Genomic DNA, 25,791 nt, shown 5'->3' on the forward strand with positions numbered 1-25,791 from the left:
CCGCCGCAAGCTACTCTTCCGGGCAGATCGGACAGCGGCTAGTTCTGTGAGACGGATTTCTCGATCCCTGGAATCTCGGCAATCCGTTCAGCCAGAAACTCGACCAGCAAGCGGACCCTGGCGACGCCCGCGCGCTCCGGGACAATCAACATGTTGAGTGGAACGGACGTCAGCGAATAATCCGTCAGGATCGCCTCCAGGGAGCCCCCGGCCAGAAGATCGTCCACAAGCCATCGATGCGCCGGCGCGATACCCCGAGCGGCAACCAAGGCCTGCCGCGCGGCAAGCCCATGATCGATCCGCAGTCGCCCGGCGAAAGGCATCATGTGGCGTTCGCCGCCGGCGCCCTGCAAAACAAGTGTTTCGCTGCCCGCCACGTTCGACATCCGGATGCCCTCATGTCGAGACAGATCCGAAGGGACAGAAGGCCTTCCCCGCGCCGCCAGATAGGCCGGAGACGCCACGAGCAGACGCCGTGACTGGCCGAGCGCCCTCAGCTTCAACGAACTGTCGGTGAGCGGCCCCAGGCGGAGCGCGATGTCGATGCCCTCGCGGACGAGGTCCACCCGCTCGTCCGTGAGGCTGAGATCAATGCCGATGTCGGGATGGCGATCCTGGAAAGCGAAGATCAGCCGGCTGACGTGCAAGACACCGAAAGCCGCCGTACAGCTTATCCGGATCGTACCGGCGGGCGCGCCGCGCGTGCTCCGGGCCTCATCGCTGGCCTGTTCGACTAGGCGCAGGATCTGAACGCTGTTGGCATAATAGCGGCTGCCTTCAGCGGTCATCGTGACACGCCGGGTCGTTCTGCTGAGCAAAGGCACGCCGACCGCTTCTTCGAGCTCCCGCACGTGCCGCGTGATCGTCGACTGCCCGACGCCAAGTTCGCGCGCAACGGCTGACAGGCTGCCACGCTCGGCGACGCGAACGAAGGTGCGCATCCGCTCGAATGTGACGTCTGACTTATCCATAATTCGGCACAATGTTATTCATTGCCTACATATAGTGGATCAAATCGCTGCTGGCTATCTTAACGTCAGTTCCCTCAATATTGGATCTGACCCATGAAAGTTCTACTTGTCTTTGCCCACCCCGAACCACGTTCGCTCAACGGCGCCCTTCGCGATGTCGCCATCAAGGAACTAGAGGCTCAAGGACATGAGGTGCGCGTGTCGGACCTCTACGCCGATGGCTGGAAATCCGCGGTCGATCGCACCGACTTCCCCTTGCTCGAACCTGATGCGCGGTTGATACCCGTCGCGGCCTCCAAGAAGGCGTTCGAAGCCGACGCGCTGACCGACGATGTGAAGGCCGAGATCGAGAAACTCCTGTGGGCCGATACCCTGATCCTCCAGTTCCCGCTTTGGTGGTTCGCCATGCCGGCGATCCTCAAGGGCTGGGTCGACCGTGTGTTCGCCTATGGATTCGCCTATGGCGTTGGCGAGCATAGCGACCGGCGTTGGGGCGATCGTTACGGCGAGGGCACCCTCGCCGGGAAACGCGCGATGCTGATCGTGACCGTTGGCGGCTGGGAGGAGCACTACACCGCGCGCGGGATCAACGGACCCATCGACGACCTGCTGTTCCCGATCAATCACGGAATCCTCTACTACCCCGGATACGACGTGCTTCCGCCCTTCGTGGTCTACAAGGTCGATCGTCTCGGAGAGGACGGCTTCGAGCCCGTGGCTGAACGCCTGCGTGACAGGATGCGGACGCTGGCGACGACGCCGCCGATCCCATATCGTCGGCAAAATGGCGGAGATTATCTCATTCCAAGCATGAATCTCCGCCCTGAGCTCGGCGACCCGGGTGCAGCCGGTTTCGCGCTTCACTCCAGCCGCGCCGGTGATGCCGGCTGATCGATGCGGGGCTTCTACTGCGTCTTGGTCGGCGCCGTCGTCGCCTGCTCGCCCATTGCCTTGAGGTCGGCGGCTTCGCCTTCCTTCGACTTTTCCGGAACCATGAACACCTGCCCCGGCCAGATGCGGTCGGGATTCCTGATCTGGTCCTGGTTGGCGAGATAGATGGTCGAATAGCGCACCCCGTGGCCGTATACGCGCCGCGAAATCCGCCAGAGCGTGTCGTTGCGGCGGATGATGACGGCGCTGTCGGCGTGTTCGAGCTTGGGTGCCACGACCTCGGGCACGTCGCTCGGCGGCGTGGCTGCCGCCGCGATGGCCGGAGCCTCGGCGGCGGGCGCCGCTGGTGCCGACTCAGCCGGAGCGGCGGCAACGGCTGGCGCTTCGGCGGCAGAGGCCGGGGCGGCAGGCTTGGTCTCTGCTGGCTTCGTCGCTGCTGGCTTGGTCTGGGCGGGCGCCACGGCGGCAACCGTGTCACCCGGCTCGCGTTCGAACGGAACAGCGGCGCGGGTGACCACCTTCACGCCATCGGCATCAAGGCCATCGACATGGATGGTGTAGCTGCCGACCGGAATGTCGCGGGTCGCTTCGACGAGGAAATGACCGTCGCGCGATGTCTGGGCGTCGCCGAGCAAAATGTCATTGGCGTAGGCGCGCACCTTGCGGCCCGGATCGGCAAGGCCGGCGACAAAGATCTTGCTGCCATCGATCTCGACCGCTTCAACAACAATCTTGGGCTCAGCCGCGGCTGCGGCGGGCGATGTTGCCGGCGCCGGAGCAACAGCCGCCGGCGCTTCAGCGGCCGGAGCCGGCGCTGGTGCAGCCGGCGCGGCAGCCTGGTCGCCGGTGGCCGGTGCGGCCGGTTTGGTTTCGGGCGCCGGGACTGTCAGCAGTTCGGCCGGCTTGCCCGGCTCCTCGACCATCGCCAGCACCTGGCCGGCGGCATCCTTGGGAACCGAAACGACGGCGGTCTGCACCGAGGCGGTCACCACGGTACCGACCGTCGAACGCAGGGCAATCGTATAGTCGCCCGGCTTCAGCGGATCGTCGAGCACGATGACAAAGGCTCCATCGGGACCCGCCACCGTCGAACCAAGCACGGTGGTGCCGCTCAGGATCTCGACCTTCGAATTGGGCGCCGCATTGCCGGCAACCACGATCGAACCGTTGCCCTCGACGCGCACGACGTCGAATGTCGGCGCGATCGGACCTGCCGCCGCGGGCGCTGCCGGCGCCGATGCATCCGCTGCCGGAGCCGTCGCCTGCGGTGCCGCGGCGGGAGCGGCCGGCACCGCCGGTGCTGGCAACCGCCCTTCCGTGCCGGGATCCGCCGGTTTCGCCTCGGGCGGCGTCAAGGCCGCTACCTGCGCCGGTGGCGTTGGATGAAGATACGGGTCGAGTGCACCCGATACATAGGCGGTTCCCGCAGCCGCGACGGTCCCACCCGCCGCGAACAGGAACGCCTTCAGTGGATTAATTGCCATATTTCCCTACCCCTTAGCCACCTAACGCCGGTCTAGCGTGTTTTCCCAAAGCCGACAAGAAAAAGGGGCCGACAAGAAAAAGGGGCCGACAAGAAAAAGCCCGGCCTTATTACCCTTGGGGCTTGACCCCGCTTTCAGACCCAATCACCAATCGTCGCCATGAATACGATTCGATCCGTCTGCGTCTATTGCGGCTCGTCTCCGGGCCGTGATGAAACCTATGCCAAGGCCGGTCACCTGCTCGGGCGCTCGCTTGCACGCTCCGGCCTCAGGCTGATTTATGGCGGCGGCACCAAAGGTATCATGGGCGCTGTCGCCGAAGGCGCGCTCAAGGCCGGCGGCAAGGTAACGGGCATCATTCCGCGCTTCCTGATCAACAGGGAAGCGACCGAAACCGCGCTTGACCGGCTCGACGAGCTGGTAATCACCGACAATATGCACGAGCGCAAACATAAGATGTTCGAGAAATCCGACGCCTTTGTGGCGCTGCCGGGCGGTATCGGTACTGTCGAGGAGATCGTCGAGGTCATGACCTGGGCGCAACTCGGCCATCATCGCAAGCCGATCGTCTTCGGCAATGTCGGTGGCTTCTGGGATCCGATGCTGACGTTGCTTGATCACATGGCGGCGGAAGGCTTCATTCACACCGCGCAAAGGGTCAAGCCGCTGGTCGTCAACGACCCCGAGGCCATCGTCGCCGCCATCATGGTGGCAGGCTCCTCCGTCGACGCCCCGACCGAGGGCGTGCAGTCGGTGATCGATAAGATGTGAGATTAGGGGAGTAAGGGAATAGGGAAAGATACTGCCTACTGCCTACTGCCTACTGCCTACTGCCTACTGCCTACTGCCTTCCTCAAATCCGCAATCACCGCCCGCCGGTCATGCCGCTGCCAGGCCAGATGGATCGACACCGTGCGTTCGAACCATGGCAAATCGCGAAACACCACCCGCGGCGGTGCGGCGGCACGCAGGCTGGACTGAACCGTCGCCAGGCCGAGGCCGGCGCTGACCAGGCCGAGCGAGGTCAGCGGATCGGCTGTCTCATAGGCGATGTCGGGCAGAAAGCCGGCCTTTGCACAAGCGGCGAGGAACTGGCCGCGATTGGTGTCGTCGGGCTGGCGCACCACGGTGATCCAGGTGCGGCCGTCGAGATGCCGCGGCCCGATGTCGGCTAGCGCGACAAGCGGATCATCCTCGGGGATAGCCAGCACCAGCGGCTCGCGCCGCACCAGCATGCTGTCGATGTCCGGATCGTCGGCCGGGGCCGGAGCGTAGACGAAGCCGAGATCGAGCACACGCTGCCGCAAATCATCGAACTGCGCGGCCGTGCGCCGGCTCCTGAGTTGAAGATGGAAATCCGGCCGCTCGCGGCGGAACTGCCTGAGCATGTCGGCGACCAGCCCGGCATGCACCGCGCCCTCGACATAGCCGATGGCGAGACGGCCGACCGCGCCGCTGGCAAGGTTGCGGCCGAACTCCTCCACCCGCCGCGCATCGGCGAGCAGCGCGTGGGCCTCGGTGAGGAAGGCGCGGCCCTCGGCATTGAGGTGGACGCGCTGCTTTGCGCGTTCGAACAGGGCGACGCCCAGTTGCGCCTCGAGCTGCATGATCTGCCGGCTGAGCGGCGATTGTGAAATATGCAGGATTTCGGCGGCGCGGCCGACATTGCCGGTTTCCGCAACGGTGACGAAATATCTGATCTGGCGCAGGTCGAACATTTTTCTCCGAAGCTTCAAGTCCTAGAAGGTCTCAACTTTAGCCTATTCAGTCTTGGACAGTCTGAACAGCCAAAAGCGATACTCGGCCATCCCAACCAAGGAGACCGACATGCAGTTCTTTGCCCTTCTCACCCGCAACACCGCCAAGTTCAGCGATGCCGACTTCGCACCGCTTTTGCCCGGCGAGGCCGAGCAGCGGCGCACGCTCTACGCCGAAGGCGCGGTGCGCCAGGTCTGGAACCGCGGCGATATTCCCGGCAGCGGCATGATGTTCGAGGCGACCGACGACGCCGAAGTGCGCGGCCATCTCGGCACTCTGCCATTGGTCAAGGCCGGCATGATGGACGTCGCGGCAATCGTACCGCTCAACCCCTATCCCGGGTTCGGGCCGAAGCGCTGAACCGCCGCAATTGCAATGCGGTGATGGCGAAAGGCGCCGCCACCGCATTGCCGCCTGCTCGACACTCTGTGATCGGCTGTCAAGAAACCGTCACACGGAAGCGGGTTCGTGCGTGCTAGAAATCCCGGTCAGGTGCCGCTGCGCGGCGCCGCCTTGCAACTCGTATCTGGCACTGCGCCCAATGGATGTCGCCCTCCCCGAAGGCACCGACCTGTCGCCCTATCTGCCCGACGAGCACGGGCTGTTCTTTATCTATCATTTCACCGCCAGTGGCCTGCGGACCAAGGATCCTGCGCAAGCGCAGTGGACCTGGCGTAGCTATCAGATCACCGACCTGCACGCCCGCCAGGAGATCGGCGCCGAAAAGGCGCTGCCGGCGCCGGCCCGCGATGCCTTCCTCGCGCCCAGCCATGGCTGCCATATCGACTACGAGGACAACTGGCTCTTTGGCGACCTGCCCGATCTCAGGCACGATTTTTCGGAAGCACGCGGGCTCGTCCATTTCCGCTTTGCCTTCAACGACACGATGCTGATCGGCGCCCGCAAGCAGCCGCTGGAGTCGGTCGACGCGGTCCGCAAGGCGGTGGAGAACGGATCGCGGAAATTCCGCTCGCCGGCGGAGCTGATCGAGGCGGTGATGGGCCAGTCGCTCGACGGCATGGCGGCAGAACTCGGCAAGCTCGGCGACACGCTCGACGGCATCGAGGACCGCGTGGTGCGCGACGCATGGCACAATGAGCGCCAGGCGCTGGTCGAGGCGCGCCGGCAGCTGGTGGTGATCCATCGGCAGATGGCGACGCTGACCAACCTGTTCCGGCATCTCGACCATTCGCATCGCGACGAGCTGCCCGACCTGATCAACGACATGGCTGCCAGGCTCTCGCACCGCGCCTTCACGCTCTACAATGACGGCGAGCAGTTGCAGGCGCGCACGAGGCTGCTGCAGGACGAGCTGATGGCCAAGCTGACCATGCAGTCGAACCAGTTGCTTTATGTTCTCTCCGTGATGACAGCGGTGCTGCTGCCGATGACCATCATCTCGGGCCTGTTCGGCATGAATGTCGGCGGGCTGCCGCTCGTCGATACACCAATAGGCTTCTGGGTGGTGACGGCGGTGTCATTGGTTATCGCGGCGGCCACCTATCTGTTCGTCAGGCGGCTTGGCCGGGGATTGTAACGGCAGCCCGCGGTTTCACGCCAAGGCGCGAAGATCCTCGATAATGGTGCCGGCGGCACGGACTTCCGCTTCATGATCCGGCTCACGCCAAGTCTCGGCGAGGCCCGCGGCGTACCATTCGCGCATCGCCGGCAGGGCCAGCAATTGCGCCGGATAGCCGGAAGCCGCGCCCTCGAAAGAGAGCCCGTAGGATTGGGCCCGGAACGCCACCGGGGCGAAGAAGGCGTCGGCGGCGGTGAAATGCGCGCCGGCGAGAAACGGCCCGCCAAAACGGGCAAGGCCATCGTTCCAGAGGTCGCCGAGGCGGAAGAGATCCTGCTTCAACGCATCGGACATCGGAAACTGTTCGACGCGCACGCCGCAACTCATCGGGCATGCGCCGCGCAAAGCTGTGAAACTCGAATGCATTTCGGCGGCGGCCGAACGCGCCCAGGCACGCGCTTTGGCCTCGACAGGCCAGACACCGTGATGCCGCTCGGCCAGATATTCGACAATGGCAAGCGAATCCCAGACCGCCCAGCCATCGTCGATCAGGCAAGGCACCCGCCCGTTCGGCGAGAACGATCGGTAAAGGCTCCAGCTCGATCCGGTCGGAAACGGCATCAGCCGCTCCTCGAATGGAATGTCCAGCGCTCGCATCAAGATCCATGGCCGTAGCGACCATGAGGAATAGTTCTTGTTGGCGATGTGCAACTGGTACATCGAAACTCCCTATCGGGCGGAGGCCTTGCGTGCCGATGTCAGCATCGACCAGGAATAGATCGCCAGTGCCGTCCAGATCAGCGCGAAGGCTAGCGCCTGGATGGTGCCGAACGGTTCATCGAAGATCAGCACAGCGATCAGGAACACCATGGTCGGCGCGATATACTGCATGATGCCGATGGTGGAGAGCCGCAACAGCTTGGCGCCGAAGGCAAACAGCAACAGCGGCACCGATGTGACCGGGCCGCAGCCGATCAGCAACGCCGTGTCGGTGCTGTTGCTGGACACGATGTGATCCTGTCCGGTCGCGATCAGGTAAACGATGTAGCCAAGCGCCGGCACCGATAGCAAAAGCACTTCGAGCAGAAAGCCCTGGCTTGGCCCGATCGGCAGCGTCTTGCGGAAGAAGCCGTAGGCGGCGAAGGAAAACGCCAGCGCCAGCGACACCCAGGGCAGCTTGCCGCCCTCGATCGTCAGCACCGCCACGGCAACCGCCGCTAGCACAACCGCCGCGATCTGCAAGCGGTCGAGCCGTTCGCCAAGCAGCAGCGCGCCGACGACCACACTGACCAGCGGGTTGACGTAATAGCCAAGCGCGGTCTCGACGGTGCGGTCGACGGCGATCGCCCAGACATAGATGCCCCAGTTGACCGAGATCAGCGCCGCCGTCAGCGCGGCCATGGAAATGGTGCGTGGAGAGCGCAATGCCGCCTTGAAGTCCGCCGTGCGGCCGGCCCAGATGAGAACCGCAGCGGCGATTGGCACCGACCAGACGATGCGGTGCGCAATCACCTCGGCGAGCGGCAGATGCGCCACTGCCTTCATGTAAAACGGCAGCAACCCCCACAAGAGGTAAGCACCCAGCGCCAACAGGAAACCGCGCCGGGCCTTCGAATCCGCGTCGAGTGCAATTACTTCAGTGGCCATGGGCCAACGCTATGGCGCAGTCACCTCCGCAAGACCATCGCAAAGTTGTGATGGATCAACGGACTTTCGCTGATGGTTCAAACTTACTCGGCCGCAACCAGGCCCGCCATCTCCCGGTTCTTCATCAGTTTGTAGACGATCGAATCCATCAGCGCCTGGAAGGACGCGTCGATGATGTTTTCGGAAACCCCGACAGTCCACCAGCGCGCGCCGGTGCCGTCATGCGATTCGATCAGAACCCGGGTGATGGCCTCGGTGCCGCCATTGAGGATACGCACCTTGAAATCGGCGAGTTCGAGATCGACGATCTCGCTTTGGTATTTGCCAAGATCCTTGCGCAACGCGATGTCGAGCGCGTTGACCGGGCCATGTCCTTCGGCCACCGACATCTTCTCTTCGCCGTCGACCAGCACTTTCACGATCGCTTCGGACACCGTCTTCAACTGGCCGTTGGCGTCGAAGCGCCGCTCGACCATGCAGCGAAACGAGGTGACGTTGAAGAATTCCGGCAGGCCATGCAGCATCTTGCGGGCCAGCAGTTCGAAGGAGGCGTCGGCGCCCTCATAGGCATAGCCTTCGGCCTCGCGCTCCTTGACCACGGCAATCAGCGCGTCGAGCCGGTGATCGTCCCTGGGCACATTGATGCCACGCCGCTTCAGCTCGGCGAGGAAATTCGCCTTGCCGCCCTGGTCGGAAACCATGACGCGGCGGCGGTTGCCGACCGTTTCCGGCGGCACGTGCTCATAGGTCGCCGGCTCCTTGGCCAGCGCCGAGGCGTGGATGCCGGCCTTGGTGGCGAAGGCCGAGGCGCCGACATAGGGCGCCTGCGCTTCAGGCGCACGGTTCAGGAGTTCGTCGAAGGCGCGCGAGAGCCTGGAGATGCCGGTCAGTGCTTCCGCCGAAACGCCGGTCTCGAAGCGATCGGCGAAAGCCGGCTTCAGCGCCAGCGTCGGCACGATCGACACCAGATTGGCGTTGCCGCAGCGCTCGCCGATGCCGTTCAGCGTGCCCTGGATCTGGCGCACGCCGGCCTGGACGGCGGCAAGGGAATTCGCCACGGCCTGGCCGGTATCGTCATGGGCATGGATGCCGAGATGGTCGCCGGGGATGCCGGAGGCGATCACGTTCTCGACGATGGCGCGCACTTCCGATGGCTGCGTGCCGCCATTGGTGTCGCACAACACCACCCAGCGCGCGCCGGCGTCGTATGCCGTCCTGGCGCAGGCCAGCGCATAGTCCGGGTTGGCCTTGAAGCCATCGAAGAAATGCTCGCAGTCGACCATCGCTTCCTTGCCCGAAGCGACTGATGCCTCGACCGAGGCCTTGATGGCATCGAGGTTTTCCTCGTTGGTGCAGCCGAGCGCGACACGGACATGGTAATCCCAGCTCTTGGCGACGAAGCAGATGGCGTCCGACTTCGATTGCACAAGGGCGGCAAGGCCGGGATCGTTGGAAGCCGAGACGCCTGCCCGCTTGGTCATGCCGAAGGCGACAAATTTGGCCTTCGCCGTGCGCTTCTGCTGAAAGAATGCGGTGTCGGTCGGATTGGCGCCGGGATAGCCGCCCTCGACATAGTCGAAGCCGAATTCATCGAGCAGCCTTGCGATGGCGATCTTGTCCTCGACCGAAAAGTCGATGCCCGGCGTCTGCTGGCCATCGCGCAGTGTGGTGTCGAAGAGATAGAGGCGCTCGCGGGTCATGGTCATTTGCCTGCAAACTTGTCCGTCGCCCGGATCAGTTGGTCAAGGATGCCCGGCTCCGAATAGGCATGGCCGGCACCCTCGATCAGGTGGAAATCCGCCTTCGGCCAGGCCTTGTGCAGCGCCCAGGCGTAGCGCGCCGGACACGGCATGTCGTAGCGGCCATGGACGATGGTGCCGGGGATGTCCTTGAGCTTGTGCGCGTCGCGCAGAAGCTGCCCCTCCTCCAGCCAGCCGGCATGGACGAAATAGTGGTTCTCGATGCGGGCGAACGCGACGGCGTAGTCGTCCTCGCCAAATGGCCCGCTGGTCTCCGGCTCCGGCAGCAGCGTGATCGTCTCGCCCTCCCATAGGCTCCAGGCGCGGGCGGCCTCGATTTGCGCCTTGCGGTCTGTGCCAACCAGCCTTTTACGGTAGGCCGCCATCATGTCGCCGCGTTCGGCTTCGGGAATCGGCGCCAGGAAGCGTTCCCACTTGTCGGGAAACATCTCGGAGACACCGAACTGGTAGTACCATTCGAGTTCGGCGCGGGTCAGCGTGTAGATGCCACGCACCACCAGCTCGCTGACGCGATCGGGGTGGGTCTCGGCATAGGCGAGCGCCAGCGTCGAGCCCCAGGAGCCACCGAACACCAGCCATTTGTCGAAGCCCGCCATTTCGCGCAGGCGCTCGATGTCGGCAACCAGATGCCAGGTCGTGTTGGCTTCCAGCGAGGCGTTCGGCGTCGATTTTCCGCAGCCGCGCTGGTCGAACAGGATGACGTCGTAGAGTTTGGGGTCGAACAGCCGCCGGTGCTTCGACGAAATGGTGCCGCCGGGTCCGCCATGCAGGAACACCGCCGGCTTGGCGCCCTTGGTGCCGGAGCGTTCCCAATAGGCCTGATGACCGTCGCCGACATCGAGGATGCCCGAGTCGAATGGTTCGATTTCCGGATAGAGGGTACGCAAGCTCATAGTTTCAGGCCCTGTTGCGGCCAGTTGGCCGTTTCGTGATCGGGATGCTGGAAGGAGATGATCTGCTCCTGCCTGGCGTAGAAGTCTGGATCCTGGTGAATGGGCTGGTCGAAGATCGTCTCCACCCAGGGCAGCCGCGCGGCGTAATTGACCTGGATCTGCGGCGCCAGATCCGAGCGGTCGTCGAAGGCGCCGATGGCGATTTCGAGGCCGCCGGGCTGGCGGTAGGTCAGCGGTGTGCCGCAGCGGGCGCAGAAGCCGCGATCGATATTGACCGACGACTGGAAATAGCTCGGTTCCTCATGAGTCCATTCGACGCCGTCCTTCGGCACGGTCACCAAAGCGCCGAAGAAGGAGCCGAACTGCTTCTGGCACATGCGGCAGTGGCAGATGGACGGGCGCCCGAGCGCGCCCTTGATGCGAAAGCGCACGGCGCCGCATTGGCAGCCGCCGGTTCGAACCTGATCGGTCATGACTTTTCCTTTGGCGGCCACTGTTCCGTATCGTGGTCCGGGTGCTGATATGAGACGAGATCGGCGAGATACGGAGCCGATGATATATCGGCCATCGTCTCGTCGCCCGGCAGTTTCGGGATGGTGTCGACATAGGGCAGTTTTGCCTCGGTGCCCCACTGGATCGACGGCACGATCTCCGCCGGATTGTCGAACGCACCGATGGCGAGGCCGACACCATCAGGCGCGGTAAAGGTCAGCGGCGTCCCGCAATTGGCGCAAAACCCTCGATCGACATGGCTGGACGAGCGGAAATATTTCGGCTCGCCGCGCGTCCAGTCGAGCTTGGCGCCGCGCACGGATACCAACGGTGCGTAGAACGAGCCGAACGCCTTCTGGCACATGCGGCAGTGGCAGACCGAGGCATCGCCAAGCGCGCCCTCGACGCGGAAGCGCACCGCGCCGCACTGGCAGCCGCCTGTGTAGACCGGCCGGTTGTCGAGGCTCATCGTTGCTCACTCCGGGTCATGGCAAACCGCCTCGACATTGTTGCCGTCGGGATCGAAGACGAAGGCGCCATAGTAGCTCGGATGATAGTGCGGGCGCAGACCAGGCCCGCCATTGTCCTTGCCGCCGGCGGCAAGGGCCGCCGCATGGAAGGCATCGACCTCGGCACGGCTGCGCGCGGTGAAGGCAACGTGCTGGTGGTCTCTCGGCTTGTTCTTGCCGGTACTCAACCAGAACACCGGCCGGTCGCGGCCATAGCCGCCGACCTTGGCGCCGCCGGTGTATTCCAGCGGCACCATATAGAGCAACGACGCACCAAGCGGCGCCATCGCCTTGTCGTAGAAAGCCTTCGAAACATCGAAATCGGCAACGGTGATGCCGAGATGATCGATCATGGAACAGCCTCCCTTGCTGCTTCGCCCGCCGGTATCGCGGCATTGCCCAGGCCGGCCTCGACGACGATGTGCTGGCACACATTGTCGATATCGCGAATGACGTCATCGTTCCAGAAGCGGAGGATGGTCCAGCCGCTGGCTTTCAAATAGGCGCTTCGCGCCTCGTCATGCCGCAGATGTTCGGCATCTGCATGCTGGCTGCCATCGACCTCAACAACGAGGCGACAGGCCGAGCAAGCGAAATCAACAATGTAAGGGCCGATCGGTACTTGCCGGCGAAAGCTCATTCCCATCAGTCGGTGGGCGCGCAACTCGTTCCAAAGCTTCAGCTCGGCATCGGTCATGGCGCGCCGCATGGATTTCGCATTCTTGCGCTGTCGTGGCGGAACGAGGTCGTGCCCCATCAATCACCCCTACGCTGAAGATTGGCGAAATCGCCGATGATAAGCAATCTCCCCCCTTGCGGGGGAGATGTCCGGCAGGACAGAGGGGGGTGCTGTCCCGCCACCCTATCAGTTGGAGACCAATGCCTTCTCAAGGAATGGTTGAAGCGAGAGTTGCTAGCCGGAAACGCTGGCGATCCTTCACACCCCCCTCTGTCCTGCCGGACATCTCCCCCGCAAGGGGGGAGATCGGCTGTCGCCAGCGCCTCCGCCAACCTTGCAAAGGCGCTTGGCGCCGCCCTCACCGCTTCACCTCCCACGTCGTCACACGTTCGCCGGTGACCGGATCCTTGCCGTCCTTCAGCTGCACACCTTGCGCCAAAAGGTCGTCGCGGATGCGGTCGGCTTCGGCCCAGTTCTTGGCGGCGATCAATTCCAGGCGCCTGGCGATCAATCTCGCGATCTCGGCCTCGTCGACCCTGGCCGCGCCGATGTCGAAGCCGAGGAAGAGAAGTGCGGCCTTCAGCGAAGCGGCGGCGGCGTTCCCGCCATGGCCTTCGACTTCGCTAGCCTCGCCGGCAAGCTGGGTCAATTGCTGGAATGCGGCGTAGGTGGCCAGGTCGTCGGAGAGGGTTTCCACGACCTTAGCCGGCAATTGTCCCGCCGCCGGCGCCAGATCGGCCGCGCGTTTCCATTTGCGCAACGTGTTCTCCGCTTCCTCCAGCTTGCGCACCGAAAAGTCGATCGGCTCGCGGTAGTGCGTCATCAGCATCGCCAGCCGCAGAACCTCGCCCGGCCAGCTGCGGCCGCCAAAGGTCTCGGTCTCCAGCAGTTCGTGGATCGAGTAGAAATTGCCGAGGCTCTTCGACATCTTCTGCCCTTCGACCTGCAGGAAGCCGTTGTGCATCCAGACATTGGCCATGACATCGGTGCCGTGGGCGCAGCGCGACTGGGCGATCTCGTTCTCATGGTGCGGGAAGATCAGGTCGAGGCCGCCGCCATGGATGTCGAAGACTTCGCCGAGATAAGCCGCCGACATCGCCGAGCATTCGATGTGCCAGCCTGGCCTGCCCCTGCCCCACGGGCTCTTCCAACCCGGCTCTTCCGCCGACGACAGTTTCCACAGCACGAAATCGCCAGGGTTCTTCTTGTGCGCGTCGACGGCGATGCGGGCACCAGCCTGCTGCTCGTCGAGATTGCGCTTCGACAACTGGCCGTAGTCGGGCATCGACGCCGTGTCGAACAGAACTTCACCTGCAGCGACATAGGCATGGCCGCGTTCGATCAGGCTTTGAATCAAGCTGATCATGTCGGCCTTGCCGTCGGCGCGAGGCTCGACGAATTCGGTGGCGCGCGGTTCGACGGTCGGCTCCAGGCAGCCAAGCGTGGCGACATCGCTGTGGAACTGGTCGGCGGTCTTTTCGGTCACCCGCCGGATAGCTTCGTTGAGCGACAGCTTTCCGGCTGATATCTCGTCGCCGAAATCGCGCAACGCGCGCGCGTTGATCTTGTCGTCGACGTCCGTGATGTTGCGCACATACGTGACATGCGTTTCGCTGTATACATGGCGCAGCAAGCGAAACAGCACATCGAAAACGATCACCGGCCTGGCATTGCCGATATGGGCGAAATCGTAGACGGTCGGGCCGCAGACATACATGCGCACATTCAGCGCATCGATCGGCGTGAAGTCCGCCTTCGTCCGCGTCAGCGTGTTGTAGAGGCGCAGGCCCTTCGATGCGTCAGACATTCCATGCCTTCCCGGTTCCGAACTTTTTGTCTGGATGGAGCCGGCCCCGCGCCGAGGCGCAAATCAGGCTCCAGCCTGCTGGCCGGGGCGTTTGTCCAATCTAGGGGAAGATGAGGCGAAAACGTCCGGACCAGCGCGAGGCTAGCCAATAATGCAAATGCCACAAATGGCGAAAGACGTTTTCATGGGCGGCTTTATCGCCTTGGCCAGTGTTGCCGTCAAGTCGCTGTTCCCAGGAAAAACGTCATAAAGACAGGTAAGCGCGTCGCTCGATCACGCGGAATCAGGCAGTGAAACATTTTATTAAACATGTCGGCACAGTCATGAAACATTCGCCGGCTAGATCACCAAGCGTCACGATTTGGTCGGAATCAACCATCAAACGCAGACACGAAGACGTTACCAGGGAAGAGAAAGATGCCTCGAAGCAAGCAAGACGCCAACCGCGCCAAGCAACCAACGCTGGCCAGCCACTATCGCGCAATCGGTCCGGCCGCGATCGTCGCCGCCCTTCTTCACACCGCTAAGAAGAAAAAGCCGGCGCAGAAGATCGTATCGCCCCGCGCCGCCTGAAGCGGTACGCGTCCGCCGCAACCGCCTGCGATCGGGGACGCGAACAGGTGTCTCGAAAATTAAGCCTCGACGGGCTTGGCTAGAACAGCGTCATCTGACCGTCGTCCGCGCCAGGCTTCTGGCGCCTGACCTTCTCGGGCTCCAGTCCGATCTCGCCCCTCTCCTGAATTTCCGGTCCGGTATTGGCGACCTTGTTGACGAGGTCGGACACGGGAATCGCTTCGAAGAAATCAACCTGCGCCGGCCGCAGCAGGTCGGCGACATCACGCGGCTCGAGCGTGCGGCAATCCAGCCAGCGGGCGAAATCCCCGGGATCGACGACCACCGGCATCCGGTCGTGGATATGGGCGATGTCGGCATTGGCGTTGACGGTCAGGATCGCGCCGGTATCCATTTCCGAACCGCCCGGCTCGGCATAGGTTTCGATCAGGCCGGCAAAGGCCACCAACCCGCCATGCCGGGGCCGTATCCAGTAGGGTTGCCCCTTCTTGCCGCCGGTTTGCCGCCACTCGTAGAAGCCGGATGCCGGCACCAGAGCGCGGCGATGGCGCATGGCCGCCTTGAACGAGGCCTTCTCGATCGCGCCTTCCGAGCGGGCGTTGAACAGCAGCGGGAACTCCCTGGTGTCCTTGACCCAGGTGGGAATGAGGCCCCAGCGCACCAGCATCGACTGGCGGTCCGGCAGGTTGGAGCCTGGCGCCCGCGGCATCCCGGAGAGCGCCATCAGCACTGGCTGCGTCGGCGCGATGTTGTAGCGCGCCGGAAATTCCTCCAGCTCAGCCAAGCCCAGAAAGGCGGCGGTCTGGCCCGGCGTGGCGGTCAAGGCAAAGCGTCCGCACATGATCGATCGTGGCTCTCGAATAATTCCGCCGAATGGTTCCGCAAGAAAGTGGCGATGGAACAGCCGCACTGCAACCGCTAAAGCTGTCCGGCACTGGCCGTCCACAGCGGGCTGCGACGATCGAACGGTTGGGAGCCATGAACGAACAACGAAAGATACTGCCGGCAGTCTCGGTCGCGGTGGTGCGTGGTGACACCGTGCTCTTGGTCAAGCGCGCAAGGCCGCCTTCGCAGGGGCTCTACGCCTTTCCGGGCGGCAAGGTCGAAGCCGGCGAGACACTGGAGGATGCCGCGAAGCGCGAGTTGCAGGAAGAAACCGGTTTGCACGCCGCCGGTTTTCGCCCGCTTCGGGAAATCCATATCGACGGCAGGGATGAGAGCCATCCGGTCGACTACCGCCTCACGGTCTTCGGCGCTGCCTATGCCGGCGGCGAGGCAGTGGCCAGCGACGACGCCGAGACAGCCGCGTTCTATACGCTCAGTGAGATGGCGGCGTTGCCGCTCGCCGGTTCGGTGTTCGCGGTGGCACAGGATCTGCTGGGTCGACCCGACGGTTCCCCTGCAAGCCGCTGAAATCCGCAACCGTCCCGCTGGAAACGCCTTGCAGGCGACAAATTGTTTGGCCAGATAGACATATGAGCCGCACCTCCCTTCTCGTCGTTTTGTGCCTTGCCGCCAGCACGGGCCTAGCGGTGCGGCCGGCATCGAGCGCGGAGGCGCCGTTCGAGCCTGGCTTGATGCGGCTGGCCGAGGTTTTGGGATCGCTGCATTTCCTGCGCAATCTGTGTGGCGAGAAGGGCGACCAATGGCGCGTCGAGATGGAAAAACTGCTCGATTCGGAAAATCCGGATGCCGAGCGGCGCGCCCGCTTCATCGCCAGCTTCAACCGCGGCTACCGCTCTTTCGGCGGCACCTATACGCAATGCACCGCCTCAGCCACCGAAGCCATCAGCCGTTACATGAAGGAAGGCGAGACGCTGACGCGCGACATTGCCTCGCGCTACGGCAACTAGGGCAATTCCAGGAAAAGTGTGACGCGGTCCTCCCGGGATAACGGCGAAGCTCTCCAGGCGTCCGTCAACAGATATCCGGGCAGTTGAGAGTGGCAGCGCACATATCCGGCTTGTGCCAGCCAGTGTCTTGGTGCAATCCTGATGTTGCACTTCTGCAACAGCGTTAATCAAACGTTAGCGCACAAATGTGGAATTAACTCAAACTGAAGGTTTTCGCCCCGCAGGCCGGCCTAATCGGCTAAGTTTGATCCGAGTTGAATGCAGCTTCGCCAGGCGCAGCCGCCCCTTTGTAAAGCACGATCAAAAAAATGTCGTATTTACAAATACTTACTTAGGGCTGCGTGTAAACGAAACAGATCAAGCCTGATTCACACGGATGGATCGCCGCTTGAAAGGGTGGACATCGCTATGGAACATGGTGTCAACGACATCGACGCGCTGGTCAGGGAAGAAAAGCGCCTGACCGCGGTGGAGAGCCACAGCGAAGCTTGGGCGGAAGGCCTTTCGGCCGGCATCGAGCCCGAGATCATTGCCGAGGCGGCGCTTGAGACCGCATTCGGTGAAATGTTGCGCGCCAACGGCGAGACATCGGCCCTTGCCCTGCTCGACCGCATGCGCGAGAAGGTGATTGCTGGCGCCTTCGAACCCGAGCGGCTGCGGCACTGAACCGATATCAGGTTCTTTGACCATCAAGTGCCGTTCGGGCATCATGCCCGGAAGCAGGGAGATACGGGCAGTGAATTTTTCGATGTCAGGCAAGCCGAAGGGCTTGGTCCTTTACATCCGTCTCGCTGCTTGCTGTGCCGCGTTTACCCTGGTGGCTTGCTTGGACAGCAGCCCTGCCCATGCGTTGAGCCAGATCCAGCGCGAAGAGCTTCCCTCCCCTGTGACGCCGCCGACGGATAGCGACAGTTCGGCGCCCGGAAGTACAGTCCCGATGCCGGATCCCGTGGGGACGCCTTCGACCAGCCAGCCGGCTGCTCCGGACGCGGCGGAACCGGACCGCCCATCGGATGGCAGCAGCAATAGGCCGCGCGTCGACCCCGAAGCGCCCCTGCCGGAGGTGGTCTATGACCTCGCCAAGCTGCCCGAGCCCGTGCGGCGCATGCACGACCTGATTATCGAGGCTTGCAGGACCGGCGACATCGAAAGGCTCAGGCCGTTGATCGGCACGGGCGACAGCATGACCCAACTGTCGCTGGCCGACATCGACGGCGACGCCATCGCCTTCCTCAAGGGGCTCTCCGGCGACCCGGACGGCCAGGAAATCCTGGCCATTCTGGAAGAAGTGCTCAGTGCCGGCTATGTCCATGTCGACGCCGGGACGCCGCAGGAACTCTATGTCTGGCCATATTTCTTCGCGCTGCCGCTCGACAAGCTCGACGCCAAGCAGCGGGTCGAGCTGTTCAAGATCGTCACCGCCGGCGATTTCGACGACATGAAGCAGTTCGGCGCCTACATCTTTTACCGCGTCGGCATCACGCCCGCCGGGCAGTGGACCTTCTTCGTCGCCGGAGATTGAGCGGGCTTACCTCCCCAGGGAACGGTCGCCATGGAACAGCTGGGCAGGTATGACGCCGCCACTAAGCGGGCCTTCGGTCCAAGCCTATGCCGGCAGCGCCTCGGAAAACTCGACCGGCCTGCCCTGGCTTGGCGTGACGATTTCGCCTTCCCACATGATGCGGCGTCCACGAATGACGGTGCCGACCGGCCAGCCGGTGACCTGCTTGCCGTCATAGGGTGTCCAGCCCGCCTTCGAGCCGGCCTGCGCGTTGGTGATGGTTTCTCGCCGCTTCATGTCGACGATGGTGAAGTCGGCGTCATAGCCGGCGGCGATGCGGCCTTTTCCAGCCATGCCGAAGATGCGTTGCGGGCCGTGGCTGGACAGGTCGACGAAACGCTGCAGGGTCAGCCGGCCGGCATTGACGTGGTCGAGCATGACCGGCACCAGCGTCTGTACGCCAGTCATGCCCGAGGGCGAAGCTGGATAGGTTTTTGCTTTCTCGGCCAGTGTGTGGGGCGCGTGGTCGGAGCCGAGCACGTCGACGATGCCTTGCACGATGCCGTGCCAGATGCCGTCGCGGTGGCGAGCGGCACGCACCGGCGGGTTCATCTGGATCAGCGTGCCGAGCCGCGCATAGTCGTCGGCGTTCAGCGTCAGATGGTGCGGCGTCGCCTCGCAGGTCGCGACATCCTTGTGCTGTTCGAGGAACAGGATCTCCTCGGCGGTCGAAATGTGCAGGACATGGATGCGGGCGCGAACGCTGCGCGCAACGCGCACCAGCCGTTCGGTACAGCGCAAGGCGGCGATCTCGTCACGCCAGACCGGATGCGATGACGGGTCGCCTTCGATGCGTTCGCTGAGGCGCTCGCGCAGCCGGAACTCATCCTCCGAATGAAAGGCCGCACGGCGGCGGGTATTCCGCAGGATCGAGGCGACGCCTTCATCATCCTCGACCAGCAGATCGCCGGTTGACGATCCCATGAAGACCTTTATGCCCGCCGCACCGGGCAACCGCTCAAGTTCGCCAACATCCTTGGCGTTCTCGCGTGTACCGCCGACCCAGAACGCAAAATCGCAATGCATGCGGCCACTGCCGCGCCGAACCTTGTCGGCAAGCGTTGCCTCGCTGGTGGTCAACGGATTGGTGTTGGGCATTTCGAACACGGCTGTGACGCCGCCGAGCACCGCTGCGCGCGAGCCGGTTTCCAGATCCTCCTTGTGCTCCAGTCCAGGCTCGCGAAAATGCACCTGGCTGTCGACGACGCCCGGCAGGATATGCAAGCCGCGGCAGTCGATCGTCTCGCCGGCCGAGGCTTGACCGAGATCGCCTATCGCGGCGATCCGCCCGCCCTTCACGCCGACGTCGCGAAGTCCCTCGCCATCATGGTTGACCACGGTGCCGCCTGTCAGGATGAGGTCGTAGGTCATGGTCATGCTCTCTTGCGGGGGGAGTGCCAGCGGCTTACGTAATGGCCAACCGTTTTGCAAGATCAGGCTTTTATTCGCCCTATGCCCTTTACCCTTCTGAAAGACCGCGCGCTGATTTCCGTCTCGGGTCCGGATGCCGAGCACTTCCTGCAGAACATCCTCACCACCGACCTCGATGCGCTGGGTGAAAGCGAGGCAAGACCGGGCGCGCTGTTGACGCCGCAAGGCAAGATCCTGTTCGACTTCCTGATCTCGCGTGCTGGTGAAAACGCCTTCCGGCTCGAATGCCGTGCCGATATCTCGGATGATTTCGTTCGCCGGCTGATGCTCTACAAGCTTCGCGCCAAGGTCGAGATTGCCAAGTCGGAACAGGGACTTGTCTCTGTTGCATGGGGAAACGAGTCAATCGCCTCACAAAGTGATTCAACGGCGGTTGCCGACAGGCGCTTTGATGACGAGAGCGTCACGCGCTCCTATGCCGGCGCTGCGCAAGCCGACGATGGCGCCGCATGGCAGGCCTTCCGCATCGCTCACGGCATTGCCGAAAGCGGGGCCGACTATGCGCTCGGCGATGCTTTCCCGCACGACGTGCTGCTCGACGAGACAGGCGGCGTCGGCTTCAGGAAGGGCTGCTATGTCGGCCAGGAAGTCGTCTCGCGCATGCAGCATCGCGGCACGGCCAGGCGGCGTGTGTTGATTGTCCAGTCCGAGCTTCCCCTGCCCGCCGCGGGCACCGAGCTGACCGTCGAGGGACGGCCGGTCGGCGCGCTCGGCTCGAGTGCTGGCACGACCGGGCTTGCCATCGCGCGCATCGACAGGGTCAAGGCGGCGCTGGACGCCGGCCGGCCGATCCTGGCGGGCGACGTGCCGGTGACGCTCACCATTCCCGCCTGGGCCAAATTCAGTTTCCCGCAGGAAACCGTCAGCGCGGAGGAAGCCTGATGGCGGCGGACCGCACCGGCGCGCCGCCACGCGCCTGGCAGCGCATGCTGTCCGGCCGCCGGCTTGACCTGCTCGACCCATCGCCGCTCGACATCGAGGTTTCGGACATTGCCCATGGGCTCGCCCGCGTTGCCCGATGGAACGGCCAGACCAGCGGCGAGCATGCCTTTTCGGTCGCCCAGCATTCGCTGCTGGTGGAGGCGCTGTTCAACGAACTGATGCCCACGGCTTCGGCCGACGACCGGCTGGCGGCGCTGCTGCACGATGCACCCGAATATGTCATCGGCGACATGATCTCGCCGTTCAAGTCGGTGATGGGCGGCAGCTACAAGGACTGCGAATTGCGCTTGCAGCGCGCCATCCATCTGCGCTTCTCGCTGCCTCCCGACCTGGCGGCGGCGTTGCGCAAGGAAATCAAGCGCGCCGACCAGATCGCCGCCTATTTCGAGGCAACGCTGCTCGCCGGCTTTTCGACCGCCGAGGCAACGGAGTTCTTCGGCCGCCCGCGCGGTTTTTCCGCCGAACGTTTCGATTTCGCACCGCGTTCGGTGACCTGGGCACAGAATGCCTTCCTGAAGCGGTTTTCGGCGATCGAAAAATCGCGGCATCAGGCCCCGGCATCCGCGATAGGGTAGAAAACGCTAAATTAACCGGAAGCGTCAACAGTGTGATGTTCGATCACGCACCGCAGGCGCGCCCCATGCCCGTCGTGGACGTCAAGGATGGTTCGATCGTCCCGGAACGGGCGGCCGAAGGCATGGAACGCTCACGCCGCATGGAAGACGAACTGCGCGAACAGAACGAACGCTTTTCGGCTGCTGTCGAGAACATGTCGCACGGCCTTTGCATGTTCGACGCCGACGAGCGCATGATCATCTGCAACGGCAACTACATCGACATCTTCTGCCTCGACGCCAAGGTGGTGCGGCCCGGCATCCGTTTCATCGACATCCTGCGGCACAGCGTCGACATCGGCATCGCGTCGCAAAGCGCCAATGAACTCTACGCCATCCGCAAGCCCTATATCGACCAGGCGAAACCCTCGACCTACGAGGAGGCGCTGGCGGACGGCCGCATCATCCGCATCTCGCACCGCCCGCTGGCCTTGGGCGGCTGGGTCTCGATCTATGAGGACATCACCGAACAGCGGCGCGCCGAGCAGGATCTGAAGGAGCAGCATCGCCGCTTCGACGCCGCGCTCGCCAACATGTCGCAAGGCCTGCTGATGTACGACGCCGACGGCAAGATGATCGTGCGCAACGAGCGTTTTCTGGAGCTTTACAAGGTCAAGGCGGCGGATTTCCCGCTTGGGACGACGCATCGCGACGCGCTCGAACGGTTGCTTGAACTCGGCATCTATACGCAGATCGACGTCGACAGCGAAGTTGCCAAGACCGAAGCCTGCCGGCGGGCGGGAAAAATCCATTCGGCCTATCGGCATCTTGCCGACGGCAGGACAATCCTGGTCACACGCCGGCCCATGAGCGGCGGCGGCTGGGTGGCGACTTTCGACGACGTCACCGAGCGCCGCCGCGCCGAAGAGCGCATGACCCATCTTGCGCATCACGACATGCTGACCGGGCTGCCCAACCGCTCGATGTTTCGCGAACGGCTCGACCTCGCCCTGGAAGACGCGGCGGCCGCACGGTTGGCGATCTTCTCGCTCGATCTCGACCGCTTCAAGGCGATCAACGACAGCTGGGGGCACCCGGCCGGCGATTGGCTGTTGAAATGCGTCGCCGAGAGGCTGCAGCGTTGCCTGCGCAATGAGACAGACATTGTCGCCCGCTTCGGCGGCGACGAGTTCGTTGTCATGCAGTTCAATTTCAAGGGCATCGCCGATGCCGAGAAACTGGCGAAGCGCATCATCGAAGCGGTCGCAAAGCCGTTTCGCGACAAGAGCCGGGACATGCATGTCGGCATCAGCCTGGGCATCGCCGTTTTCCCCGACGACGGCAGGGACGCCGATGCGCTGTTGAAAAACGCCGATACGGCACTCTATCGGGCGAAGAGCGAAGGACGAAACCTCTATCGCTTCTTCGAACCCAAGATGGACGCCATGGTGCAGACCCGCCGGGCGCTTGAAGTCGACCTCGAGACAGCGTTGCCGCGTCAGGAATTCGATCTCGATTTCCAGCCCATCATGAACATCGCCTCCGGCGAGATCACCGGCGCCGAGGCCTTGATGCGCTGGCATTCCCCGATGCGGGGGACTGTCGCGCCGGACCAATTCATTCCGGTCGCCGAAGACATCGGACTGATCGTGCCGCTCGGCGAGTGGGCGCTGAGGAAAGCCTGCGCGGCGGCGGCCGGCTGGCCACCAGGCCTGCGTATAGCGGTCAATGTCTCGGCCGTGCAGCTCAGAAGCGACGGATTTGCCCGCAGCGTCATCTCGGCACTGGCTTTTTCTGGGGTGCCGGCCGGGCAGCTGGAACTGGAAATCACTGAAACCGTGCTGATGGACGAGAGCAAAGCCGTCTTGAAGGCGCTGCGGCAATTGCGTGACCTCGGCATTCGCATCGCGCTGGATGATTTCGGCACCGGCTATTCCTCGCTCGGCTACCTCAGGCGGTTCCCGGTCGACAAGATCAAGATCGACCGTTCGTTCATCCGCGACATCGGCAATCGCGACACGGCGGCGATCGTTCGCACCATTATCGGGCTCGGTACGGAGCTTGGCATCGTCGTCACGGCCGAGGGCGTCGAGACGGAGGTGCAACTCGACATGCTGCGCGACAATGGCTGCACGGAGGCGCAGGGTTATCTGATCGGCGTGCCGTCAAAGGCGGCGGACATCCAGCGCCTGTTGAAATCGCGTGCGCCGCGCAGCCAGACCGGCTGAGACAGGCTGCTCAACGCAGTGTCTCGATGTATTTCTCATGGAAGCTGACATAGCCCGGCTCGACCACCTTGAGATGCCGTTCGATCAGCGCGTGAAACCGCGGCAGCTGATGAAACGGCACGCCGGGATAGGCATGATGCTCGGCATGAAAGGGCATGTTCCAGGCGAGCTTGCGCACCACCCAGTTGGTCAGTGTCGTCCTGGTGTTCTCCAGCATGTTGGCGACGAAGGGACAGCGGCCGTGCTCGGCCAGCAAGTAGAGGCGCAGGAATGGCTGTCCGAGCAAAACGGGAACGATCCAGACATAGAGAAGCACGGAGAGCCGGAAATAGACGGCGAGCAGAATGACCACGGCATAGATGGCAATCATGGCGCGCGCCTCGGCCCGTACCTTGGGGCGGCCTTTCGGCGGCACATAGCTGTCCTGGCCGCGTCCAATGGCATTGGCGTAGAGCGTCTTGAAATGGCCCCACCACACCGGAATGCCGGAAACATGCACGAGGTACTGCCGCAGCGTCTCCGGTTTCGGGGACGCCAGTTCCGGGTCGTTGTCCGGATCCTGTGTGAAGCGGTGATGGGCGAAATGGAAGTAGCGGAACCAGTCGGCCGGCAGCGCGATCGCCAAGCTGCACACCCGCGCCACCGCATCGTTCAGCCTTTGGGTCTCAAACGCCGTGCGATGAACCGTCTCATGAAGGAGCGTGAACAGGAACACGATCAGGATGCCTTGCGGCAGCATCAGCAGCGGCCAGAATGGCACCTTGGCCGCAATCAGCGCTCCAATGACCGCGATCGCGCCCCAATGGGCACCAAGCTGAACGAGACCCACGGCATCGGACTTGGCGGTCAGACGATTGCGCTCTTCCGGGGTCAATGACGCGATGATGTCGCGATGGTCCATCGGCTTCGATCCTGGCTGGGATTTGATGACATCCATTGTAGCCGATGAAAAAACTTTCCAAAAACGACGATTTCTGCGATTTAGATAAGGTGAACTTATCTATCCGGTGATCATGGTTACATCTCCATCGCTGAAAGGACTGCAGGCTTTCGAGGCCGCGGCGCGCACAGGCAGCTTTGCCGCGGCGGCGGAAGAGCTTTCGGTTTCGCCTGCCGCGGTCAGCCAGCTCGTCCGCTCGGTCGAAGAACAGATGGACCGCAAGCTGTTCCATCGCGTCAACCGCCGCGTCGTCCTCGCCGAGGCGGGCGTGGAAATGCTGCCACGGCTAACCATGGCCTTCCAGGAAATCGGCAGCGTCGCGCGCGAACTGGGCGGCGACGTCTTCCGCCCGCGCCTGGTGGTGTCGGTCCCGCCATCCATGGCCATGGGTTGGCTTTCGCAGCGCCTGGCCGGCTTCGTCGCAAGCCATGGCGCCACCGATGTTTCGCTCCGGGGCGATGACGATCCGGTGCCGTTCGATCGCGAGCCGATCGATATCAGGCTGTCTTACGGCCCGCATTATCGCGAGCACCCGACAGAGGACATCGTCCGGGACGCGGTTTATCCCGTTTGCGCGCCAAAGCTTGCCAGCATGGTCAAGGCAGATGGCGGACCGCTCGCCGGGCTGCCGCTAATCCACACGGACTGGGGGCCGACCGGCGCGTCTTTTCCGTCCTGGGGCAACTGGTTCGACGCGGCCGGCATCCAGCCCGACCGGGCAGCGCAGCGCGGCCTCTCGGCCAACTCGTCACGCGCGGCGCTCGACCTTGCCATTTCGGGATTGGGCGTGGCGCTGGCGCAAGGGGTCTATTGTGCCGAGGCTCTGGAGGACGGCAGGCTGGTCCGGCCCGCCGCCAGGGCGATCGCGCTGCGCCAGCCCTATTGCCTGACGATCCCGGAAAGAAGCGGCCGGCGCGACGTCGTGGCGGCGTTCCGCGATTGGCTGATCCGTGAATGCCAGCGCGCAGTGGGTTCGCCGGCATTCCGTTGACACAGCAGGCGGCGAGACGATCAGAGGTGCCCGCTCAATGCTTGCGTCATATCCTTGCTGGTTGCCACGGGAACGATCTCGAACTCGACCAGATCCGCCCATTCGACGACCCAACGCTGCAGCAGTGTGACGTCATCGGCTTCGACCAGCAGGAAGCAGCGGCTCATATCCGCCGCGATCCAGCTGTGGTGCACGACAAGCTCATCCGGCTTCAGGCGGCCCCGATCGCGAAAACGGCGGTAGATCTCCTTGCGGTCGCTGCCGGTGAAATCCTCGATCACGATGAACTGCATGGTTTCTCCTCGGTT

Annotated in this window: 29 protein-coding genes; 13 read left to right on the plus strand and 16 right to left on the minus strand. The window is 63.4% G+C overall.

Features of this window, described 5'->3' with window-relative positions; all coding sequences use genetic code 11:
• Positions 1–38 precede the first annotated feature (38 nt).
• Positions 39–971, minus strand: a complete 933-nt coding sequence (locus AC0NIH_RS25865) for a LysR family transcriptional regulator (protein WP_031258690.1) — start codon at positions 969–971, stop codon at positions 39–41.
• Between the two features lie 93 nt (positions 972–1,064).
• Between AC0NIH_RS25865 and AC0NIH_RS25870 the strand changes: the two genes are divergently transcribed.
• Positions 1,065–1,862: an NAD(P)H-dependent oxidoreductase gene (locus tag AC0NIH_RS25870; RefSeq protein WP_473462420.1), complete on the plus strand. Its 798-nt coding sequence runs from the start codon at positions 1,065–1,067 to the stop codon at positions 1,860–1,862.
• 14 nt (positions 1,863–1,876) lie between these two features.
• On the opposite strand, the gene AC0NIH_RS25875 is transcribed toward AC0NIH_RS25870, so the two are convergent.
• A complete protein-coding gene (locus AC0NIH_RS25875) occupies positions 1,877–3,346 on the minus strand; it encodes a LysM peptidoglycan-binding domain-containing protein (RefSeq protein WP_473462423.1) in 1,470 nt (489 codons plus the stop codon).
• 159 nt (positions 3,347–3,505) lie between these two features.
• Between AC0NIH_RS25875 and AC0NIH_RS25880 the strand changes: the two genes are divergently transcribed.
• Complete coding sequence (locus AC0NIH_RS25880; RefSeq protein WP_287274955.1) at positions 3,506–4,117, plus strand: LOG family protein; 612 nt, start codon at positions 3,506–3,508, stop codon at positions 4,115–4,117.
• Positions 4,118–4,173: 56 nt separating this feature from the next.
• Here AC0NIH_RS25880 and AC0NIH_RS25885 read toward each other — a convergent pair whose 3' ends face one another.
• Positions 4,174–5,064: a LysR substrate-binding domain-containing protein gene (locus tag AC0NIH_RS25885; protein WP_473462425.1), complete on the minus strand. Its 891-nt coding sequence runs from the start codon at positions 5,062–5,064 to the stop codon at positions 4,174–4,176.
• 109 nt (positions 5,065–5,173) lie between these two features.
• Between AC0NIH_RS25885 and AC0NIH_RS25890 the strand changes: the two genes are divergently transcribed.
• Entirely contained in the window at positions 5,174–5,464 is a 291-nt protein-coding gene (locus AC0NIH_RS25890; RefSeq protein WP_140576364.1) for a muconolactone Delta-isomerase family protein, read from the plus strand.
• A 181-nt stretch (positions 5,465–5,645) separates the two neighbouring features.
• The gene (locus AC0NIH_RS25895) at positions 5,646–6,641 is read left to right on the plus strand and encodes a transporter (RefSeq protein ID WP_473462428.1); all 996 of its coding nucleotides are present in this window, start codon (positions 5,646–5,648) and stop codon (positions 6,639–6,641) included.
• Positions 6,642–6,656: 15 nt separating this feature from the next.
• On the opposite strand, the gene AC0NIH_RS25900 is transcribed toward AC0NIH_RS25895, so the two are convergent.
• The 9 genes from AC0NIH_RS25900 to cysS all read right to left on the minus strand — a co-directional run bounded on the left by AC0NIH_RS25900 (position 6,657) and on the right by cysS (position 14,410).
• Positions 6,657–7,343 carry a glutathione S-transferase family protein gene (locus AC0NIH_RS25900; protein WP_473462430.1) on the minus strand — a complete coding sequence of 229 codons (687 nt, stop codon included), beginning with the start codon at positions 7,341–7,343 and terminating at the stop codon, positions 6,657–6,659.
• A gap of 9 nt (positions 7,344–7,352) precedes the next feature.
• The gene (rarD, locus tag AC0NIH_RS25905; protein ID WP_473462433.1) at positions 7,353–8,270 is read right to left on the minus strand and encodes an EamA family transporter RarD; all 918 of its coding nucleotides are present in this window, start codon (positions 8,268–8,270) and stop codon (positions 7,353–7,355) included.
• Positions 8,271–8,353: 83 nt separating this feature from the next.
• Positions 8,354–9,976, minus strand: coding sequence for a citramalate synthase (gene cimA, locus AC0NIH_RS25910; RefSeq protein ID WP_473462436.1), 1,623 nt, complete (start codon positions 9,974–9,976; stop codon positions 8,354–8,356).
• Complete coding sequence (gene pip / locus AC0NIH_RS25915; protein ID WP_473462439.1) at positions 9,973–10,923, minus strand: prolyl aminopeptidase; 951 nt, start codon at positions 10,921–10,923, stop codon at positions 9,973–9,975. Before pip ends, cimA begins: the two co-directional genes overlap by 4 nt.
• The gene (locus AC0NIH_RS25920; RefSeq protein ID WP_023777851.1) at positions 10,920–11,396 is read right to left on the minus strand and encodes a GFA family protein; all 477 of its coding nucleotides are present in this window, start codon (positions 11,394–11,396) and stop codon (positions 10,920–10,922) included. Before AC0NIH_RS25920 ends, pip begins: the two co-directional genes overlap by 4 nt.
• Positions 11,393–11,884, minus strand: coding sequence for a GFA family protein (locus AC0NIH_RS25925; protein ID WP_473462442.1), 492 nt, complete (start codon positions 11,882–11,884; stop codon positions 11,393–11,395). Before AC0NIH_RS25925 ends, AC0NIH_RS25920 begins: the two co-directional genes overlap by 4 nt.
• A 6-nt stretch (positions 11,885–11,890) precedes the next feature.
• Entirely contained in the window at positions 11,891–12,277 is a 387-nt protein-coding gene (locus tag AC0NIH_RS25930) for a VOC family protein (protein ID WP_023777853.1), read from the minus strand.
• Complete coding sequence (locus tag AC0NIH_RS25935) at positions 12,274–12,681, minus strand: endonuclease domain-containing protein (protein WP_473462445.1); 408 nt, start codon at positions 12,679–12,681, stop codon at positions 12,274–12,276. The genes AC0NIH_RS25930 and AC0NIH_RS25935 overlap by 4 nt, the downstream gene beginning before the upstream one ends.
• Positions 12,682–12,961: 280 nt before the next feature.
• A complete protein-coding gene (cysS, locus tag AC0NIH_RS25940; RefSeq protein WP_473462448.1) occupies positions 12,962–14,410 on the minus strand; it encodes a cysteine--tRNA ligase in 1,449 nt (482 codons plus the stop codon).
• Between the two features lie 417 nt (positions 14,411–14,827).
• Between cysS and AC0NIH_RS25945 the strand changes: the two genes are divergently transcribed.
• Positions 14,828–14,983, plus strand: a complete 156-nt coding sequence (locus AC0NIH_RS25945; RefSeq protein ID WP_287274980.1) for a hypothetical protein — start codon at positions 14,828–14,830, stop codon at positions 14,981–14,983.
• A gap of 79 nt (positions 14,984–15,062) precedes the next feature.
• Here the strand turns inward: AC0NIH_RS25945 and AC0NIH_RS25950 are convergent, their stop codons facing one another.
• The gene (locus AC0NIH_RS25950; RefSeq protein ID WP_473462451.1) at positions 15,063–15,824 is read right to left on the minus strand and encodes an SOS response-associated peptidase; all 762 of its coding nucleotides are present in this window, start codon (positions 15,822–15,824) and stop codon (positions 15,063–15,065) included.
• A 137-nt stretch (positions 15,825–15,961) separates the two neighbouring features.
• On the opposite strand from AC0NIH_RS25950, the gene AC0NIH_RS25955 reads away from it, so the two are divergent.
• The 4 genes from AC0NIH_RS25955 to AC0NIH_RS25970 all read left to right on the plus strand — a co-directional run bounded on the left by AC0NIH_RS25955 (position 15,962) and on the right by AC0NIH_RS25970 (position 18,358).
• Positions 15,962–16,396 carry an NUDIX hydrolase gene (locus AC0NIH_RS25955; protein ID WP_473462453.1) on the plus strand — a complete coding sequence of 145 codons (435 nt, stop codon included), beginning with the start codon at positions 15,962–15,964 and terminating at the stop codon, positions 16,394–16,396.
• Between the two features lie 62 nt (positions 16,397–16,458).
• Complete coding sequence (locus AC0NIH_RS25960) at positions 16,459–16,836, plus strand: TIGR02301 family protein (RefSeq protein WP_023768459.1); 378 nt, start codon at positions 16,459–16,461, stop codon at positions 16,834–16,836.
• 408 nt (positions 16,837–17,244) lie between these two features.
• Positions 17,245–17,502: a hypothetical protein gene (locus AC0NIH_RS25965; protein ID WP_008874920.1), complete on the plus strand. Its 258-nt coding sequence runs from the start codon at positions 17,245–17,247 to the stop codon at positions 17,500–17,502.
• A gap of 70 nt (positions 17,503–17,572) precedes the next feature.
• The gene (locus AC0NIH_RS25970; RefSeq protein ID WP_023777858.1) at positions 17,573–18,358 is read left to right on the plus strand and encodes a hypothetical protein; all 786 of its coding nucleotides are present in this window, start codon (positions 17,573–17,575) and stop codon (positions 18,356–18,358) included.
• Positions 18,359–18,442: 84 nt separating this feature from the next.
• Here the strand turns inward: AC0NIH_RS25970 and AC0NIH_RS25975 are convergent, their stop codons facing one another.
• Positions 18,443–19,774: a dihydroorotase gene (locus tag AC0NIH_RS25975; RefSeq protein WP_473462456.1), complete on the minus strand. Its 1,332-nt coding sequence runs from the start codon at positions 19,772–19,774 to the stop codon at positions 18,443–18,445.
• 75 nt (positions 19,775–19,849) lie between these two features.
• On the opposite strand from AC0NIH_RS25975, the gene ygfZ reads away from it, so the two are divergent.
• The 3 genes from ygfZ (at position 19,850) to AC0NIH_RS25990 (ending at position 23,552) form a co-directional block, all read left to right on the plus strand.
• Positions 19,850–20,710 (plus strand): CAF17-like 4Fe-4S cluster assembly/insertion protein YgfZ, encoded by an 861-nt coding sequence (gene ygfZ, locus AC0NIH_RS25980; RefSeq protein ID WP_473462459.1) that lies wholly within the window; start codon positions 19,850–19,852, stop codon positions 20,708–20,710.
• Positions 20,710–21,345 (plus strand): YfbR-like 5'-deoxynucleotidase, encoded by a 636-nt coding sequence (locus AC0NIH_RS25985; RefSeq protein WP_287275004.1) that lies wholly within the window; start codon positions 20,710–20,712, stop codon positions 21,343–21,345. The genes ygfZ and AC0NIH_RS25985 overlap by 1 nt, the downstream gene beginning before the upstream one ends.
• A gap of 65 nt (positions 21,346–21,410) precedes the next feature.
• Entirely contained in the window at positions 21,411–23,552 is a 2,142-nt protein-coding gene (locus AC0NIH_RS25990; protein WP_473462461.1) for a putative bifunctional diguanylate cyclase/phosphodiesterase, read from the plus strand.
• 10 nt (positions 23,553–23,562) lie between these two features.
• On the opposite strand, the gene AC0NIH_RS25995 is transcribed toward AC0NIH_RS25990, so the two are convergent.
• The gene (locus AC0NIH_RS25995) at positions 23,563–24,453 is read right to left on the minus strand and encodes a fatty acid desaturase family protein (RefSeq protein WP_473462464.1); all 891 of its coding nucleotides are present in this window, start codon (positions 24,451–24,453) and stop codon (positions 23,563–23,565) included.
• Positions 24,454–24,565: 112 nt separating this feature from the next.
• Between AC0NIH_RS25995 and AC0NIH_RS26000 the strand changes: the two genes are divergently transcribed.
• Positions 24,566–25,483 carry a LysR substrate-binding domain-containing protein gene (locus AC0NIH_RS26000; RefSeq protein WP_473462466.1) on the plus strand — a complete coding sequence of 306 codons (918 nt, stop codon included), beginning with the start codon at positions 24,566–24,568 and terminating at the stop codon, positions 25,481–25,483.
• 20 nt (positions 25,484–25,503) lie between these two features.
• Here AC0NIH_RS26000 and AC0NIH_RS26005 read toward each other — a convergent pair whose 3' ends face one another.
• Positions 25,504–25,776, minus strand: a complete 273-nt coding sequence (locus AC0NIH_RS26005) for a DUF3303 domain-containing protein (protein ID WP_473462469.1) — start codon at positions 25,774–25,776, stop codon at positions 25,504–25,506.
• Positions 25,777–25,791: the final 15 nt, after the last annotated feature.

It is taken from the genome of Mesorhizobium sp. WSM1386 (assembly GCF_055901595.1).

What these genes read in the sequence shown, in the direction of transcription:
- cimA (WP_473462436.1), bottom strand. Translation starts at nt 9,976, where the DNA reads ATGACCATGACCCGCGAGCGCCTCTATCTCTTCGACACCACACTGCGC.
- AC0NIH_RS25975 (WP_473462456.1), bottom strand. Translation starts at nt 19,774, where the DNA reads ATGACCATGACCTACGACCTCATCCTGACAGGCGGCACCGTGGTCAAC.
- AC0NIH_RS25935 (WP_473462445.1), bottom strand. Translation starts at nt 12,681, where the DNA reads ATGGGGCACGACCTCGTTCCGCCACGACAGCGCAAGAATGCGAAATCC.
- AC0NIH_RS25955 (WP_473462453.1), top strand. Translation starts at nt 15,962, where the DNA reads ATGAACGAACAACGAAAGATACTGCCGGCAGTCTCGGTCGCGGTGGTG.
- AC0NIH_RS25865 (WP_031258690.1), bottom strand. Translation starts at nt 971, where the DNA reads ATGGATAAGTCAGACGTCACATTCGAGCGGATGCGCACCTTCGTTCGC.
- AC0NIH_RS25875 (WP_473462423.1), bottom strand. Translation starts at nt 3,346, where the DNA reads ATGGCAATTAATCCACTGAAGGCGTTCCTGTTCGCGGCGGGTGGGACC.
- AC0NIH_RS25920 (WP_023777851.1), bottom strand. Translation starts at nt 11,396, where the DNA reads ATGACCGATCAGGTTCGAACCGGCGGCTGCCAATGCGGCGCCGTGCGC.
- AC0NIH_RS25945 (WP_287274980.1), top strand. Translation starts at nt 14,828, where the DNA reads ATGCCTCGAAGCAAGCAAGACGCCAACCGCGCCAAGCAACCAACGCTG.
- AC0NIH_RS26005 (WP_473462469.1), bottom strand. Translation starts at nt 25,776, where the DNA reads ATGCAGTTCATCGTGATCGAGGATTTCACCGGCAGCGACCGCAAGGAG.
- AC0NIH_RS25985 (WP_287275004.1), top strand. Translation starts at nt 20,710, where the DNA reads ATGGCGGCGGACCGCACCGGCGCGCCGCCACGCGCCTGGCAGCGCATG.
- AC0NIH_RS25930 (WP_023777853.1), bottom strand. Translation starts at nt 12,277, where the DNA reads ATGATCGATCATCTCGGCATCACCGTTGCCGATTTCGATGTTTCGAAG.
- pip (WP_473462439.1), bottom strand. Translation starts at nt 10,923, where the DNA reads ATGAGCTTGCGTACCCTCTATCCGGAAATCGAACCATTCGACTCGGGC.
- AC0NIH_RS26000 (WP_473462466.1), top strand. Translation starts at nt 24,566, where the DNA reads ATGGTTACATCTCCATCGCTGAAAGGACTGCAGGCTTTCGAGGCCGCG.
- AC0NIH_RS25950 (WP_473462451.1), bottom strand. Translation starts at nt 15,824, where the DNA reads ATGTGCGGACGCTTTGCCTTGACCGCCACGCCGGGCCAGACCGCCGCC.
- AC0NIH_RS25990 (WP_473462461.1), top strand. Translation starts at nt 21,411, where the DNA reads ATGCCCGTCGTGGACGTCAAGGATGGTTCGATCGTCCCGGAACGGGCG.
- AC0NIH_RS25960 (WP_023768459.1), top strand. Translation starts at nt 16,459, where the DNA reads ATGAGCCGCACCTCCCTTCTCGTCGTTTTGTGCCTTGCCGCCAGCACG.
- AC0NIH_RS25895 (WP_473462428.1), top strand. Translation starts at nt 5,646, where the DNA reads ATGGATGTCGCCCTCCCCGAAGGCACCGACCTGTCGCCCTATCTGCCC.
- AC0NIH_RS25870 (WP_473462420.1), top strand. Translation starts at nt 1,065, where the DNA reads ATGAAAGTTCTACTTGTCTTTGCCCACCCCGAACCACGTTCGCTCAAC.
- AC0NIH_RS25925 (WP_473462442.1), bottom strand. Translation starts at nt 11,884, where the DNA reads ATGAGCCTCGACAACCGGCCGGTCTACACAGGCGGCTGCCAGTGCGGC.
- AC0NIH_RS25995 (WP_473462464.1), bottom strand. Translation starts at nt 24,453, where the DNA reads ATGGACCATCGCGACATCATCGCGTCATTGACCCCGGAAGAGCGCAAT.
- AC0NIH_RS25900 (WP_473462430.1), bottom strand. Translation starts at nt 7,343, where the DNA reads ATGTACCAGTTGCACATCGCCAACAAGAACTATTCCTCATGGTCGCTA.
- AC0NIH_RS25885 (WP_473462425.1), bottom strand. Translation starts at nt 5,064, where the DNA reads ATGTTCGACCTGCGCCAGATCAGATATTTCGTCACCGTTGCGGAAACC.
- AC0NIH_RS25890 (WP_140576364.1), top strand. Translation starts at nt 5,174, where the DNA reads ATGCAGTTCTTTGCCCTTCTCACCCGCAACACCGCCAAGTTCAGCGAT.
- ygfZ (WP_473462459.1), top strand. Translation starts at nt 19,850, where the DNA reads ATGCCCTTTACCCTTCTGAAAGACCGCGCGCTGATTTCCGTCTCGGGT.
- rarD (WP_473462433.1), bottom strand. Translation starts at nt 8,270, where the DNA reads ATGGCCACTGAAGTAATTGCACTCGACGCGGATTCGAAGGCCCGGCGC.
- AC0NIH_RS25965 (WP_008874920.1), top strand. Translation starts at nt 17,245, where the DNA reads ATGGAACATGGTGTCAACGACATCGACGCGCTGGTCAGGGAAGAAAAG.
- cysS (WP_473462448.1), bottom strand. Translation starts at nt 14,410, where the DNA reads ATGTCTGACGCATCGAAGGGCCTGCGCCTCTACAACACGCTGACGCGG.
- AC0NIH_RS25880 (WP_287274955.1), top strand. Translation starts at nt 3,506, where the DNA reads ATGAATACGATTCGATCCGTCTGCGTCTATTGCGGCTCGTCTCCGGGC.